10 protein-coding genes and 1 pseudogene are annotated in these 16116 nt (G+C 71.1%); 10 read left to right on the top strand and 1 reads right to left on the bottom strand.

All coding sequences use genetic code 11. The features are described from left to right. The 3 genes and pseudogenes from STRTUCAR8_RS41260 to STRTUCAR8_RS41270 all read left to right on the top strand — a co-directional run. Positions 1 to 1612 (top strand): tetratricopeptide repeat protein (locus STRTUCAR8_RS41260; RefSeq protein WP_006382357.1); only part of this gene is annotated, 1612 nt, incomplete at its 5' end. Continuing rightward, positions 1609 to 3436: pseudogene (locus STRTUCAR8_RS41265) on the top strand (urease accessory protein UreH domain-containing protein). The gene STRTUCAR8_RS41260 and the pseudogene STRTUCAR8_RS41265, both read left to right, overlap by 4 nt. A gap of 92 nt (positions 3437 to 3528) precedes the next feature. After that, a complete protein-coding gene (locus STRTUCAR8_RS41270) occupies positions 3529 to 5187 on the top strand; it encodes a serine/threonine-protein kinase (RefSeq protein ID WP_044473774.1) in 1659 nt (552 codons plus the stop codon). Between the two features lie 21 nt (positions 5188 to 5208). Here the strand turns inward: STRTUCAR8_RS41270 and STRTUCAR8_RS41275 are convergent, their stop codons facing one another. Beyond that, on the bottom strand, positions 5209 to 6015 hold the full coding sequence (locus STRTUCAR8_RS41275; RefSeq protein ID WP_006382356.1) for an SGNH/GDSL hydrolase family protein: 807 nt from the start codon (positions 6013 to 6015) through the stop codon (positions 5209 to 5211). Positions 6016 to 6345: 330 nt separating this feature from the next. Here STRTUCAR8_RS41275 and STRTUCAR8_RS41280 point away from each other — a divergent pair, with 330 nt between their 5' ends. The 7 genes from STRTUCAR8_RS41280 to STRTUCAR8_RS41310 form a co-directional block, all read left to right on the top strand. Continuing rightward, positions 6346 to 7557, top strand: coding sequence for a S8 family peptidase (locus STRTUCAR8_RS41280; protein WP_006382360.1), 1212 nt, complete (start codon positions 6346 to 6348; stop codon positions 7555 to 7557). Between the two features lie 218 nt (positions 7558 to 7775). Then, positions 7776 to 8219, top strand: coding sequence for a hypothetical protein (locus STRTUCAR8_RS41285; RefSeq protein WP_006382359.1), 444 nt, complete (start codon positions 7776 to 7778; stop codon positions 8217 to 8219). A 13-nt stretch (positions 8220 to 8232) separates the two neighbouring features. Then, on the top strand, positions 8233 to 9360 hold the full coding sequence (locus STRTUCAR8_RS41290) for a GNAT family N-acetyltransferase (protein WP_407705438.1): 1128 nt from the start codon (positions 8233 to 8235) through the stop codon (positions 9358 to 9360). Between the two features lie 396 nt (positions 9361 to 9756). Next, positions 9757 to 10596, top strand: coding sequence for a glycosyltransferase family 2 protein (locus STRTUCAR8_RS41295; protein ID WP_006382361.1), 840 nt, complete (start codon positions 9757 to 9759; stop codon positions 10594 to 10596). After that, positions 10593 to 11600: a glycosyltransferase family 2 protein gene (locus STRTUCAR8_RS41300; RefSeq protein ID WP_006382363.1), complete on the top strand. Its 1008-nt coding sequence runs from the start codon at positions 10593 to 10595 to the stop codon at positions 11598 to 11600. The genes STRTUCAR8_RS41295 and STRTUCAR8_RS41300 overlap by 4 nt, the downstream gene beginning before the upstream one ends. Then, on the top strand, positions 11597 to 12397 hold the full coding sequence (locus tag STRTUCAR8_RS41305) for a polysaccharide deacetylase family protein (protein ID WP_006382362.1): 801 nt from the start codon (positions 11597 to 11599) through the stop codon (positions 12395 to 12397). The genes STRTUCAR8_RS41300 and STRTUCAR8_RS41305 overlap by 4 nt, the downstream gene beginning before the upstream one ends. After that, positions 12390 to 16116, top strand: a 3727-nt coding sequence (locus STRTUCAR8_RS41310) for a lipopolysaccharide biosynthesis protein (protein WP_006382358.1), incomplete at its 3' end; no start/stop codon positions are given. The genes STRTUCAR8_RS41305 and STRTUCAR8_RS41310, both read left to right, overlap by 8 nt.

Consider the following 16116-nt stretch of genomic DNA (forward strand, 5'->3'; position numbering starts at 1 on the left):
CCGCGAGCCGGGCTCTGAAACCCTCGCCCCGGCCGACACCGGCCGCTCCACCGGGACGGAAGCCCCGGGCAAGGCGGCTCCCCGGGAGACTCCGGAGACCGAACCCGCTGCGGAGACCGGGAAGGCGGCGGTGACCGACCTCTCGCCCGGCGTCGATGAGGCGTCCGGCACGGAGGCCTCTCCCGAGATGACGCCTGACATCCCCGCCGGCCAGTCCTCCCCCGCCGCCTCCGACGAACGCGTCGCCGCTGTCCGGCGGCTCGGGGAGTCGTCGCGGCGGTGGCGGGCGGTGCAACTCGGCGCCTGTGCCGCCGCGTTGGCGGTGGCGTTCACCGCCGGAGCCGTGGTGCTGGGCGCCGTCCGGGACGGGAGCGGTACCGCCACCGTCTCGTCGGCGCCGGCCGCCATGTCCCCCGCGCTGCTCGCCAGCGGGGACATCGGCGCGAGCATCGCCTCCCTCCAGGCGCATCTCCGGGCGCAGCCCAGGGACTTCGGCAGCTGGGCGACGCTCGGACTCGCCTATGTCGAGCAGGCCCGCACCAAGGGGGATCCGTCCCGGTATCCGCAGGCCCAGCAGGCCCTGGCCCGGTCACTCGAGCTGAAGCCCGACAACGACCCCGCTCTCGCCGGGCGCGCCGCCCTCGCAGCCGCCCGCCATGACTTCCCCGGCGCCCTCGAGTACGCGGACCAGGCCCTCGCGCAGAACCCCTACAGCGAGCGGGCCCTGTCCATCCGTATCGACGCCCTGGTCGAACTCGGGCGCTACGACGAAGCGTCGAAGGCCACCGACGAGGCCGACGCCAAGCGCCCCGGGGTGCCTGTCTTCACCCGGTACGCGTACGTGCGTGAGCTGCGCGGCGAGGTCACCGTCGCCCGGCGGGTGCTGGAGCAGGCGCTGGGCTCCGCCACCTCTCGCGGGGACATCGCCTACGTGTCCACCACGCTCGGGCAACTCGCCTGGAACCAGGGCGAGTACAAGTCCGCCCTGGAGTTCTACGCCCGCGCCCTGGCCGCCGACGACACCTACCTTCCGGCGCTGGAGGGACGCTCGCGCGCCCAGTTCGCCGACGGTGACCTGGCCGGTGCGATTCTGGGTATGGAGGACGTCGTCTCCCGCTACCCGCTGCCCGGTCCGCTCGTCGAACTCGGTGAGCTGTACGAAGTCCGGGGCGGCGAGGGCGACCTGGCCAAGGCCCGCGACCAGTACGCGCTGGTCAACGCCTGGACGGCCATCGCCCGCGCCAACGGTGTCAACGCCGACCTGGACACCGCGCTCGCCGCCGCCGACCACGGCGACCGGAAGTCGGCGCTGCGCGCGGCCCGCGCCGAGTGGGACCGCCGCGAGACCGTGCACACGGCCGACGCCCTCGCGTGGGCCCTGCACGTCAACGGCCAGGACGAGGAAGCCCTCCCGTACGCCCGCCGCGCTACCGCGACCGGCTACCGCAACGCCTCGTTCATCTACCACCGCGGCATGATCGAGCAGGCCACGGGCCACCCGAAGGAAGCCCGCGCCTCGCTCTCCGCCGCCCTCGAACTCAACCCCGGTTTCTCCCCGTTGGGCGCCCGCAAGGCCCGTACGGCTCTCAAGTCCCTGGAGGCGGCGAAGTGAAGCCCCGTCGTGTGGCCGCCTCCGGCGCCGCCCTGTTCACGGCAGCGTGCGCGCTCGTGCTGGTGCCCGCCGGCGCCGCGAGCGCGCATCCTCTCGGCAACTTCACGGTCAACCGGTACGACGGTCTCGTCGTCGCCCCGGGACAGCTGCGGGTCGCCCACGTCGAGGACCTCGCCGAGATCCCGGCGACCCAGGCCAAGCCCGACATCGAGAAGCTGGGTCTGACCGACTGGGCCGGGCAGCGGTGCGCCACCGCGGCCAAGGGCAGCAAGGTCACCGTCGCCGGCCGTACGGTCCCCCTGTCCGTCGGCAGCGCCAAGGCGAGCACACGGCCCGGTCAGGCCGGCCTCGACACCCTGCGCGTGGAGTGCGGGCTCACGGCCGCCCTCCCCGAGGTCGCCGAAGGGGACACCGTCTCCCTCGGTTTCCACAGCGCGGGCATCGAGTCGGGCCCCGGCTGGCGGGAGATCACCGCGCGCGGCGACCGGATGACGCTCACCGAGTCCGACGTACCGCGGAAGTCGGTGTCCCGTGAACTGACCGGATATCCGGAAGGGTTGCTCTCCTCACCGGCCGACACAGCGACGCCGTCCTTCAGTGAGCCCGGGTGGCCCGGCCCTCGTCGAGAGCGGCGAGAAGGCGGCCCCGGCCTCCTCCGTGCTGCCGCGCGGCGCCGACCGGTGGACGCGCGCGCTGGACTCCCTGGTGGCCCGGCACGACCTCACGATCGGCTTCGCCGCGCTGGCCCTGGTCATCGCGGTCTTCCTCGGCGCGATGCACGCGCTCGCCCCTGGCCACGGCAAGACCCTGATGGCGGCCACGGCAGCCGCCCGCGGCGGCAAGGCCCGGCTGCGCGACGTCATGCCGCTGGCCGCCTCGGTGACGGTCACCCACACGCTGGGCGTGGTAGCCCTGGGCCTGCTGGTGACGGCCGGCTCGGCGGCGGCGCCCTCGGTGATCGCCTGGCTGGGCGCGGCGAGCGGTGTGCTGGTGACGGGGGCGGGTCTGACCCTCACGCGGCGCGCCTGGCGCCAGCGCGCCCATGAGCGCACGCACCTCGCCGCCCATCCGCACCCTCATCCGCACGACGACCACGGTCACGACCACCAGCACGACCATGGCCATGACCACGACCATGAGCACGGTCACTCCCATGACCACGGCCACGATCACGAGCACCCCCACAGCCACACCCACGTCGCCGACAGGGCCCCGGCACGCGAACTGGTCCTCGCCCACGCGTCGCACGCGCACTCGGACACCGCGCTCGCGCCTGCACCCGCACCCGCACCCGCACCCACCGCGGCTCCCGCACATGTGCACGACCACGGGCATGAGCACGATCACGACCACGACCACGACCACACCCATGGTTCCCACAAGTCCCACGATCACCACGACCGCAAGCACAAGCACACGCACGCCTCCACCACCCTCGAACACACCCACGGCGGCTTCACCCACACGCACGACATCGCACCCACCCTGCGCGGCACGATCCTGCTCGGGTTCGCCGGTGGGCTGGTGCCCAGCCCGTCGGCCGTGGTCGTGCTGGTCGGTGCCGCCGCGCTGGGGAAGGCGTGGTTCGGGTTCCTGCTCGTGCTGGCCTACGGGGTCGGCCTCGCGCTGACCCTCACCGGGGCCGGGTTCCTCGTCGTACGGCTGGGGAGCGGGGCCAACCGGCTGCTGGACCGGCGTCCAGGGCTCGCCGGAGGGCCGTTGCTCGCGCTCGTACGGCGTACCGCACCGCTGGCGTCCGCGTTCCTCGTTGTCGCACTGGGGGTCGGACTGGTACTCAAGGGGGCGGCTTCCGCGCTCGGCTGAGCTAGTTTTGGGCAGAAATCAGGCGGAGTGCGGAAAACCGGCGTGCAATGAGACGGAATCCGTGAACGCGCGGCTGCGATGGGGGGACGCCCGTGTCCGAAGAACCAGGCAGTGAACGTGTGATCGCGGGACGCTACCGGCTGCTCTCACCGCTCGGCGAGGGCGGTATGGGCACGGTGTGGCTGGCCCGCGACGAGTTGCTGTACCGCGAGGTCGCCGTCAAGGAGGTACGCCTTCCCGCCGGACTGCCGACCTCCGAGATCGAACGGATGTACGCCCGCCTGGAGCGTGAGGCCTGGGCCGCCGCCCGCGTCTCCAACCGGAACGTCGTGACGGTGTACGACGTGGCGACCGACGACGGCCGGCCCTGGATCGTCATGGAGGTGGTCCGCGGGCTCTCGCTCGCCGACCGACTGGACGCCGAGGGGCCGCTGTCCCCCCAGGAGGCCGCGCACATCGGCGCCGAGGTGCTCTCCGCGCTGCGGGCCGCGCACGAGGCCGGGGTCCTGCACCGGGACGTGAAGCCGGCCAACGTGCTGCTGTCCAACGACGGCCGGGTGGTGCTCACCGACTTCGGCATCGCGACGGTCGAGGGCAGCTCGGCCCTCACCATGACCGGCGAGCTCATCGGCTCCCCCGAGTTCCTCGCGCCAGAGCGGGCGTTGGGGCGCACCCCCGGCCCCGAATCCGACCTGTGGTCACTGGGCGTGCTGCTGTACGCGGCGGTCGAGGGCAACTCCCCCTTCCGGCAGAACACCCCGCTCAGCACCCTGCGCGCCATCGTGGACGAGGAGTTGCCGACGCCGCTCAGGGCGGGGCCGCTGACGCCGGTCATCGAGGGGCTGTTGCGCAAGGATCCGGCCGACCGTGTCTCCGCCGAGCAGGCCGAGCACGATCTGCGGATCATCGGGGCCGGGGGCACGCTTCCCGGGGCAGGCGCTGTGCGCGCGGAGACCGGGCCGACGGTCCCATACACGCCGACGATCGGTGCGGCCTTCCCGCAGGACCCGCAGACGCCGCCTCGGCCGGTTCCCGTTCCTCCGGGGACGAGTTGGGACGCCTCACCGCCGCCGGACACCTACGCGACCCGCACCGCCGAACCGGCCCGGAACCGCCGGGCGGCCGTCGTCCTGGTCGCGGGCCTCGCCGCCGTCGCACTGGCGGTGGCGGGACTGACGTACGCGCTGCTGAACCGCGACAAGGGCGGGGACAACACCGGCGCCGACCCGGGCAGCAGCGTCCAGCAGAGCAACGACGTTACGGGTGACGCGAGTTCGCCGAAGAACAGCCCCAGCGACTCAGGCGACGAGGAGAGCGCGACCCCCAGCGGCGATGGTGGCGCGTCCTCGCAGCCGGCGCAGACCGTCGAGGTCCATGTGTCCGGTTCGGGCACCGACTACTCGGGGACCTGTCCGCCGCCCGAGGCCGAGGCACCCGGCTTCACGGCGACCTTCACGGTGGGCAACGTGCCCACGAAGATCTCCTACCGGTGGGTGACGGAGACGGGCGACGCACCGGAACAGGGCTGGCGGACGCTGTCGTTCCCGGCGGGCGGCGGGAAGACCAAGGAGAACAAGGTCTTCGTGACGACGTACGACGAGAGCGGGACGATCGAGAACGCGATCGGAGTGGAGGTCCGCGACCCGGTGAACGTGAAGTCCAACTCGGTGCCGTTCACGGTGACATGCGAGACGGAGACCCCCACGGACGAGGTCTCCTCTCCCAGTGACACTCCCTCCGGTACGCCCTGAGGGGACGAAGGACCCGCCCGGTCAGGCGGCGCCGGTGAACACCGGCAGATAGCCGCCCGACTGGCCGGCGGCCGTCGGGTGGTACGACTCGCCGATGTTGAGCAGGTTGAGGCTGTGCAGCCACGAGCTGCCCGAGCAGAGCTCGTGCCCGGTGAAGGCCGGCTTGACGTCACCGAAGGTGAAGCCGTGGTCCGCGGCCCGTTTGGCGAGCGCGCTGTTCAGATAGTCGGACGCGTTGTTGATCGCGGAGCGCTTGGTCTCGGAGAGGCCGAGGCAGGCCTGGCCGAGCTTGTAGAAGCGGGGGTAGCCCAGGACGACCACGTGGGCGGCCGGTGCCCGTGAGGTGATGGCGTCGTACACGGTGTCGAGCTGACCGGGGAGGGTCGAGTCGACGTACGCCTTCGCGGTGTTGATACGGGCGAGGCAGGAGCTGTCGGACTGGAGCACACAGGTCGTCATGACGTCGGCGAAGCCCGCGTCGTTGCCGCCGACGCTGATCGAGACGAGTCCCGTGGCGGTGCCGAGCGGGGTCAGCTGGTTGGCCAGAACATCACCCGTTCGAGCGCCGGAGCAAGCGGTGAAGTTGAAGCTGGCGGGTGAGTGGGCGGCGGCCCAGAGGTACGGGTAGGCCTTGGTGCTGCGCTTGCAGTCGCCGCTGGAGCTGATGTAGCTGCCGGACCCGACGCCCGAGGAGTAGGAGTCGCCGAGGGCCACATAGCCGGTGGGAGCGGCGAGTTGGGACGCCTGCGCGGACGTGGCCCCGTTGAGGGCGGCGCCGACGGCGAGGAGGAGCGAGGTCACGTATGCCGTAATTCGGGAACGTCTCATGGAACCTCCTTTAGCAGGATCTCTGCCACAACGTTCGTACCAACCAGGCATGTTGATCGGAAGTGTCCATGCCAAGACTTTCCGGTTCCTTCCGGCTCCTTCCGGCTCCTTCCGGGCCGGATCACCCGCACTCCTGTTACGTCATATTGCGTGTTCATGACACGCATGTGAAAAGCCGTACGACCTCTTGAGCAACTCCCGCCCATGACCGAGTCTTTACCTCGACCCGGGCGGAACCTGACGCTCCGGGTTGTGTCCGCGGTCGCGGGCACCCCCCACAGACGCGCCCGCACCCAGGTGCGTGCTGCCTGAGAAGAGGACTCCCTCGTCATGGCACAACTGCGTAGCAGGAAGATCAGGACCGCCGCGACCACCGTCGTGGCAGCCGCCGCTCTCGTCGGCGGACTGACCGCACTCCCCGCCCAGGCAGCCCCGGCACCCGCCGAGGGCAAGGTGCTGGCCGCCGGCTCCCCCACAGCCGTCAAGGACAGCTACATCGTCACGCTCAGGAAGACGGCGGGCCTCAAGTCCGCGTCGAGCGCGGGCAGGAGCCTGATCAACGAGTACGGCGGCACGGTGAGGAAGACGTTCAGCACCGCGCTGAACGGCTACACGGCGACCCTCTCCGCGGCCGAGGCCCGCAGACTCGCCGCCGATCCGGCGGTGGCCGCCGTCGAGCAGAACCAGACGGTGCACGTCGACGCCACCCAGTCCAGCGCCCCCTGGGGCCTCGACCGCATCGACCAGGCCGCCCTGCCGCTGTCCGGCACCTACACCTACCCGGACACCGCGGGCGCCGGAGTGACGGCGTACGTCATCGACACCGGCGTACGCATCACGCACTCCCAGATCAGCGGCCGGGCCACCAACGGCTACGACGCCGTGGACGGTGACACCACCGCGCAGGACGGCAACGGTCACGGCACGCACGTCGCCACCACCATCGCGGGCTCGACCTACGGTGTCGCCAAGGCGGCGAAGATCGTGGCGGTCCGCGTGCTCGACAACGCGGGCTCCGGCACCACCGCCGGTGTCATCGCGGGCATCGACTGGGTGACCGCGAACCACAGCGGCCCCTCGGTCGCCAACATGTCCCTCGGCGGCGGCGCCTCGACCTCGCTGGACACGGCCGTCGCCAACTCCATAGCCAGCGGCGTGACCTACGCGGTCGCGGCCGGCAACAGCAGCGCCAACGCCTCCTCCTACTCCCCCGCGCGGGTCGCGACGGCCATCACGGTCGGCGCCACCACCAGCACGGACGCGCGGGCCAGCTACTCCAACTACGGCTCGGTCCTGGACATCTTCGCCCCGGGTTCGTCGATCACTGCCGGCTGGAACACCAGCGACACCGCGACCAACACGATCTCCGGTACGTCGATGGCCACCCCGCACGTCGCGGGCGCCGCGGCCGTCTACCTCGCGGGCCACACCTCCGCCACCCCGGCGCAGGTGGCCACGGCCCTCACGGGCGGCGCCACCACCGGCGTCGTCACCAGCCCGGGCAGCGGTTCCCCGAACCGCCTGCTGAAGCTCGTCTCCTGACACCCGGTCCACCGCGGTGACCCGTCCCACCTGAACGGCAGTTCCCCGGAGGCAGCCGGCGCCTCCGGGGAACTCGTCCGTCCGCCCCTCCGTTCCCCTCTGGGGAAGTCGTGTACGCATTCGGGCGAGCTGTCGCGGAAGTTGCGCATCTTGACTCGCCCGGCCCGCTGCGCGACATTGAAGCCCGGCATCCGGCGCGTCGGGGGGCAAAGTCGCCAATGCAGACCATACGGAACAAGCCACCTTCATCCGGGAGCGGACCTGATGGCGGTGAGCCGCCGGAACAGGGCCTGGGGAAGGACCTCTTCCCGCTGCTCACGGGCGTGGCCGTGGCCGTCGCGGCCGTCGGTGCGGTCCTCGCGCTGACCGACACCGCCTCACCGCTGCGCGGCCCCTTCACCCTGTTCTTCCTCCTCGCCGCACCGGCGGCCGCCGTAGGAACCGCCCTGCGCGGACTGGACCCGTTCGGCCGGATCGTGACCTCCGTGGCGGCGGCGGTCGCACTCGATCTCCTGGTGGCCCAGGGCATGCTGGCCACCCACCGGTGGTCGGTCCGTGGTGGCGTCGTGACCGTGACCGTGATCAGCTCGCTGATCCTCCTGCTGGTACTGCTGCCGGTACGGCGACGGCGCGGCCGTACGGCGAGAAGACGGACCTCCTGACGTGGCTGGTGACGTGGCTCGTAATCTGACACCCGAAGTGACCCTCACCGTGCACCGCCCCGGCGAACTCACCGCCGCGGACCGGGCCGCCTGGACGGCACTGCAGGCCAAGGCCCATCTGCACGGCACGCCCGAACTGGCGAACCCCTTCCTGTCCCCGGAGTTCGCTCTCGCCGTCGGCCGCTGCAGACGTGGCGTACGTATCGCGGTGCTTCACGAGGGCGGGGAGCCGGCAGCGTTCTTCCCGTTCCAGAGATCGCCCGCCGGCGTCGGCCGGGCGATCGGGCTCGGTGTCTCCGACTGCCAGGGGCTGGTGCACCGCCCCGGATTCACCTGGGACGCACGGGAGTTGCTGCGGGCCTGCGGGCTGGCGGTGTGGGAGTTCGACCACCTGTTGGAAGGCCAGACGCCGTTCGAGGCCGGAGCCTCCGGCACCTTCCCGTCCCCGGTGATGGACGTCGACCAGGGCTACGAGGCCTATCTGGCCGGACTCCGGGCGCGCTCCCCCAAGTTCACGCGCACGACGCTCGCCAAGGAGCGCAGACTCGGCCGGGACGCCGGTGAGGTCCGCTACGTCCACGACGAGCGTGACCCCGAGGCGCTGGCCGGGCTGATGGCCTGGAAGTCCGCCCAGTACCGCAGGACCGGACGCAGCGACCGGTTCGCGCATCCCTGGATCACCCGGCTCGTACAGCAGCTCTTCCACACCCGTTCCGACCCGTTCGCGGGCGTCCTGTCGGTGCTCTACGCCGGCGGGAAGCCGGTCGCCGCCCACTTCGGGCTACGTACGGAACGCGTGCTGGCCTGCTGGTTCCCGGCGTACGACCCGGCGTACTCGAAGTACTCGCCGGGACTGATCCTGCACCTGCGGATGGCCGAGGCGGCCGCCGCCGACGGTATCGCGTACCTGGATCTGGGCCGGGGGCAGAAGGAGTACAAGGACTCCCTGAAGACCCGGGAACTCATGGTGTCCGAGGGGTGGGTGACACGTCGCCACCCGGTGGCGGTCGGGCACCGGGCGCGGCGCGCTCCGGTCCGGGCGCTGCGCAATGTGGTGCTGTCCCGGCCGGAGCTCTTCGAGCCCGCCGACAGGGCGCTCAAGCGGATGGGGCAGCTCCGTTCCAAAAATGGATCAAAGTAGTTGCGTAACGGTCAAACCAACAAAAACGTGTGACCTTGCTTCAGGTCTTGCCATAAGGGCGCAATCGTCAATACCGTCGTACATCTCACCCGCATCGGTACGTCGTCCTGTGACTCAGGGGAGGGCTCAGGGTCCACGACGACCGTCGGAGCGGGACGCGGTAGGGGGGTGCCGTGCTCGGGGGACGTGAGTCCCGCCGGGCCGTGCCGCGAAACCGACCACCGAGCAAGGGTGTTCGGCCAGCTTTGCCAGCTCACCCGGCATGCACGTGAGACACCAGGAGACCGATACGGAGGATCCATTCGCATGCCGTAAGTGAGAACCCCCCTTTCGAACCGGACAAAAAGCCGGGCCGCCCAGGGGAGGGCGGTCCACCGGACGAGAGGGACCAGACTCATGAGTTCCGTTCTGCGACCGGCGATACCGGGCCAGGAGCCCGCAGCCGCCGACCGGCAACCGATCACGGCCGACGTGTACCGGCCGATCTCCTCCCACCTGGCGATCACGCCACCGGTGAGTGTGGTGATCCCCGCCATGAACGAGGCGGAGAACCTGCCGTACGTCTTCAAGACGCTGCCCGACTGGATCCACGAAGTGGTCCTGGTCGACGGCAACTCCACCGACGACACCGTCGAGGTCGCCCGCGATCTGTGGCCCGGCGTCAAGGTCGTCGAGCAGCGGGGCAAGGGCAAGGGGGACGCCCTGATCACCGGGTTCGAGGCCTGCACCGGCGACATCATCGTGATGGTCGACGCGGACGGCTCGGCGGACGGCGACGAGATCGTGTCGTACGTCTCCGCGCTGGTCTCGGGCGCCGACTTCGCCAAGGGCTCCCGCTTCGCCAACGGCGGTGGCACCGACGACATGACGCCGATCCGCAAGCTCGGCAACTGGGCGCTGTGCACGGTGGTCAACAAGAAGTTCGGCGCCCGTTACACCGATCTCTGCTACGGCTACAACGCGTTCTGGCGGCACTGCCTCGACAAGATCGACCTGGACTGCACGGGCTTCGAGATCGAGACCCTGATCAACATCCGGGTGGTCAAGGCGGGGCTCAAGGTGCAGGAGATCCCGAGCCACGAGTACCTGCGTATCCATGGCGCGAGCAATCTGCGGGCCGTGCGCGACGGGCTGCGTGTCCTGCGGGTGATCCTGAAGGAGCGCTCCAACCGGCGTGCCCTGCGCGGTCGTTCGCGCTCCCGTGTGCTCAGCGCGAGCCGGGGAGAGGCGTCTTGAACGAGACAGCCGTCTCGGTGGTCGTCTGCGTCTACACCGAGGACCGCTGGGAGGACATCCTCGCGGCGGTCGCCTCGGTGCGGGCGCAGTCACGGCCGGCCCTGGAGACACTCCTGGTCGTCGACCACAACCAGGCTCTCCTGGAGCGGCTGGCCAAGGAGTACAAGGAGACCGACGAGGTACGGGTGCTCGCCAACGCGGGCCCGCGCGGCCTGTCGGCCGGCCGCAACACGGGGATCGCCGCCTCGCACGGCGGGATCATCGCCTTCCTGGACGACGACGCCGTGGCCGAACGCGACTGGCTGCACCACTTCGCCGAGGGGTACGCGGACCCCCTGGTGATGGCCGTCGGCGGCCGTACGATGCCGATCTGGGCGTCGGGCCGCCGGCCGGCCTGGTTCCCCGAGGAGTTCGACTGGGTGGTGGGCTGCACGTACAAGGGGCTGCCGCCCGGGCGGGTGCGGGTCCGCAACGTGCTCGGCGGGAACGCCTCCTTCCGGCGTACGGCCTTCGACGCGGCGGGCGGATTCGCCACCGGCATCGGACGGGACGGCGACAAACGGCCGCTGGGCTGCGAGGAGACGGAGCTGTGCATCCGGCTCGCCCGGGCCAGACCGGACGCGGTGCTGCTGATCGACGACCGTGCGGTGATCCACCACCGGGTGCCCGAGGTACGTGAGCACTTCGGCTACTTCCGCGCCCGCACCTACGCCGAGGGCCTGTCGAAGGCTCTGGTCGCCCGAAGTGTCGGCGCCGACAAGGGACTTGAGTCCGAACGCCGGTACACCACCCGGGTACTGCCCGCCGGGGTCGCGCGCGGTGTGCGCGACGCCCTGCTGGCCCGGCCGGGTGGCGCGGGCCGGGCGGGCGCGATCGTCGCCGGGGTACTGACGGCGGCGGGCGGGTACGTCCTGGGGAGCCTGCGGGCACGCCGGGGCGGGGCCACGTTCACGGTCGTGGAGATCGAGAGCGCGGTGCGGACCGAGGGAGGGGACCCGCGATGACCGACACACGCGTACCGATCCTCATGTACCACTCCGTCGCCACCGAGCCGAACGACGCCACCAGGACCCTCTCGGTGACCCCCGAGGCGTTCACCGAACAGCTGGCATGGCTGGCCGAGCGGGGTTTCACTCCCCTCAACACGGCTGAACTGGCGGCGAGTTGGCGGTCCGGGCGTCCGCTTCCGGCGCGTCCGCTGCTGATCACCTTCGATGACGGTTACGAGGGCGTCCACCGGCACGCGCTGCCGGTGCTCGCCAAGCACGGTTTCCCGGCCACGCTGTTCGTGTCGACGGGCTGGCTGAAGGGCCCGTACGACACCGGGGGCGGCCTCGACACCATGCTCGACTGGGACCAGGTGCGCGAACTCGCGGGCAGCGGCGTCGAGATAGGCGGCCACAGCCATACGCACCCGGAACTGGACCAGCTCGACGACGACGCGCTGAGCTTCGAGCTGACCCGCTGCCGGAACGTCGTCGCCGGTCAACTCGACGCCGTACCAGCATCGTTCGCCTACCCGTACGGCTACTCCAGCCGCCGGGTACGGGAAGCGGTGCGGGCGGCCGGGTTCACCCAGGCGCTCGCCGTCGGCAACGGTCTGGCGCGCCGACAGCAGGGCCCGTACGCCCTGCGGCGCGTCACCGTGCGCCGCTCCACCGGTATCGAGGAGTTCGCGCGACTGGCCGAAGGCCGGTCCGTCGCCCGCGACTTCGCCCGGGACCGTGCCCTCACCAAGGGGTACGCCATGGTCCGCAGAGCACGTCAGGTTCGCCGGAAGGCCATCCGTTCCCGTGTCTGACACGACGACCACACCCGCGACCGAGGCCGCCGGGAAACCCGAGGCCGAGACACCCGAGCGGCGTCCGGGGCGGCGGCTGCGGCTGCCCGGCCTGGGAAAGGGCCAGGGGGGCGGCAGCCAGCTGTTCCGCAACGCCTACGCGCTGATGCTCAACACCGGCATCTCCGCCGTGCTCGGGCTCGGCTTCTGGCTGGCCGCCGCCCGCTACTACTCCGAGTCGGCGGTCGGCCAGAGCTCCGCCGCGATCGCCGCGATGAAGCTCCTCGCCGGTCTCACGGCGGTGACACTGACGGGCGCGCTGGCCCGCTTCATCCCGGTCGCGGGCCGCGCCACCGGGCGGCTCATCTTCCGTACGTACGCGGGCAGTTCGGTGATCGTGGCGCTGGCAGGGGGTGTCTTCCTGCTCACGCTGGACAGCTGGGGGCCGTCGTACCGGTTCCTGCACGGGCCGGTGCCCGCCCTGGGGTTCGTCGGCGCCGTCGTCCTGTGGAACCTGCTCACGCTCCAGGACGGGGTGCTCACCGGGCTGCGCAGCGCGCTGTGGGTGCCGGTCGGCAACACGGCGTTCTCGGCGGTCAAGCTGGGGCTGCTGGTCGCGTTCGCGGCGGCGATCCCGACGAGCGGTGTCTTCGTCTCGTGGGTCGCCGCGATCGCCATGTCCGTGCTTCCGCTCGGCTGGCTGGTGTTCCGCAGGCTGGTGCCCCGGCATGTCAAGGCGACCGAGGAGCAGGCGAAACCGCCGACGCTGAAGGAGATCGGCCGGTTCCTCGCGGGTGACTACACGGGGTCGCTGTTCTCCCTCGCGGTGGTCTACCTGGTGCCGGTGATCGTCGCCTCGCAGGTCAGCTCCGCCGACAACGCCTACTTCTACATCACCACCACCATCGGCGGCACGGTCAACCTGCTCGCCATCAACATGGGCGCCTCCCTGACCGTCGAGGGCTCGCACGATCCGGCCCGGCTGGCCGCCAACACCCGGGCCGCGCTCAGACGCATGGCGCGGATCATGCTGCCGGTCGCGGGGGTGCTGTTCTTCGGGGCGCCCCGGATCCTGGCCGTCTTCGGCTCGGGTTACGCGGACGCGGCGACCTCGCTGCTGCGCTGGTTCGCCGTCGGTGCGGTGCTGCGGGTCGTCATGGAGACGTACTTCGCGGTGCTGCGCGCCCAGAGCCGCACCGCCGGACTCGCCTGGATGCAGGGCCTGTTGTGCGTCCTGGTGCTCGGTCTGACGCTGCTGCTGCTCCCCCGGATGGGGCTGACCGGAGCGGGCGTCGCGGAGATCTCGTCCCTCGCGGTGATCGTCGCGCTCGCCGCGCCGAGGCTGTACCGGACGGTCAGGGGGGCGCCCGCCGACCCCGTCCCCGAGGACACGGCACCGGACGGCGACCTCGCCGACCTGGCGGCGGCCTCCCTCGGTCGAGGGCAGGGATGGGCAGCGCGTTCGCTGGACTCGGACACCCTCGCACTCGGCGTCCATCTCGACTTCGACCACCAGGAACGCCGCCCGGACGTCCGCCCGGGGCCGGGGACCCCGCCCACGGGGACACCGGCGCCACGTGCGGACCACCGGCCGACCTGGGCCCTGAAGCAGGTGGGGCACGAGTCCCTGGGGCTGCCGGCCGAGGGCGCGTCCCAGGAGCTCGCCGTCCCGGCGGACGCGGACGCCGAACTCGTACGCGCCGCACAGGCTTCCCGCATACGGGAGTTGTGCACCCCGCACACCCCACCCGCCCCGCCTCCATCGCCTCCCCTCTCGCTGCGCGCGCGATTGCGGCCCACCCGCACCGGAGTGTTCCTCGGCGGTCTCCTGATCGCCGCTCTCCTGCTGTACTGGCTGCCCGCGTCCCGCCTCGGCGACGCGGACCTCGACCGGATGGGCGGGCTCGGGCTCGTCTCCGTGCTGCCGCTGCCGACGCTGGCCGGGGCCGCGCTGCTGGTCGTGGTGTTCGCGTCGCTGCTGTGGGGGAACCGGGAGCACCGGACGCTGCTGGCCCTCACGCTGCTCGCGACCGTCGTGTCCCTGCACGCGCTGCCCGCGGTGATCGAGGCCGAACCGAGGTTCGCGACGGCCTGGCAGCACCTCGGGTTCATCGACTACATCGACCGGACCGGAACCGCCGTACCGGACCTGGACGCCCGCTGGAGCTGGCCTGGCTTCTTCGCGGGGGCCGCGTTCGTGGCGAAGGCCTGCGGGGTCAACGACCTCACCGAGGTCATCCGCTGGTGGCCCCTGACCATGCAACTGCTCTACCTCGCACCGCTGTTCCTGCTGACGCGCTCGCTGCGGGCGAGCTGGCGCGCCAAGTGGACCGGCATGTGGATCTTCGTACTGAGCGGCTGGGTGGGCCAGGACTACTTCTCCCCGCAGGGTTTCACCTATCTCCTCCATCTGGTGTTCGTGGCGATCCTGCTGGTGTGGTTCCGGGCGCCCCGGGTGCTGTGGGCGAAGGTGCGGCCCGGCGAGGCGGAGGTCGAGCCGACGAACCGTCGCCAACAGGCCGTACTGCTGGCCGTGTTGATCGCCCTGTTCGCGGCGACGGTCCCGGCCCACCAGCTGACGCCGTTCGTGATGCTGGGCGTGCTGGCGGTCCTGGTCCTGATCGGGAAGTCCGAACTGCGGGGCCTGCCCATACTGTTCGGCGTCATCGTCGCGGTCTGGGTCGGTTTCATGGCCGAGCCGTACTGGTCGGGGCATTTCGACGAACTCTTCGGCGGGATGGGCGGAGTGGGCGGCAATGTGTCGTCGAGCGTCTCCGGCCGTATCGAGGGCGGCAGTTCGACGCACAAGCTCGTCCTCTACACGCGCGTCCTGCTGGCCGGCGGGGTCATGACCCTCGCCTGCTACGGCTGGTGGCGCCGCCGCGACCACAAGTACCGGGAACGCTCCCTGCTCGTCCTCACCTTCGTCCCGTTCCTGGGCTTCGGCATGCAGTCGTACGGCGGCGAAATGGCCCTGCGCGTCTTCATGTTCGCCCTGCCCGGCGCGGCCCTGCTCGCCGCGCTCGCGCTCTTCCCGCGCACCGGAGTCACCCCGAAGGAACGGGACCAGGACCGGATCAGCCTCGCCCCGCTGGCGGCGCTGATGGCGGGCCTGGTCCTCATGGGCGGCTTCCTGGTGGCCCGTTGGGGCAACGAGCCCTTCGAGCGGACCCGACCCGGCGAGGTCGCCGCGATGAACTACGTCTACGCGCACGACGATCCGACCGTACGGCTGCTGTGGCTGAGCAACGATCTCCTCGACAACGTGACACCGGCGCTGCCCTGGGGCGCCAAGGACATGGAGAAGGTCCGGTACGAGCCGACGCTCGCACCGGCCGACCCGGTACTGGTGTCGGGGCTGGTGAAGGCACTCAGGGACGCGGGCCCGGGCTCCTACCTGATGGTCAACCGCAGCCAGGTCGTCTACCTCCGGCTGGACGTGGGCTACTCGGCGACCTGGGAGAAACGGCTGCTGCAGAACCTGGACGGGCGGGGCGAGTTGAAGAAGGTGTTCGTCAACTCCGACGTCACGATGTACACGCTGCGGCAGCGACCGGAGGGCGCGGTCGCGAAGGCCGATCCCGGGCCGATCGGTCCCCAGGTGACGTGGACGCCGTGGTCGGTGGTGGGCGGCCTGGCGGCCGTCGCCCTGATCCTGCTCCTCACGGCCCGGGAGGCCGTACGGGTCGCGGTGCGGCCGGGGGTCCGGCAACTCCGTTGGCTGCAGAGCAGCTTCTGGT

This window comes from Streptomyces turgidiscabies Car8, assembly GCF_000331005.1.
GTDB classification, from domain to species: Bacteria; Actinomycetota; Actinomycetes; order Streptomycetales; family Streptomycetaceae; genus Streptomyces; species Streptomyces turgidiscabies.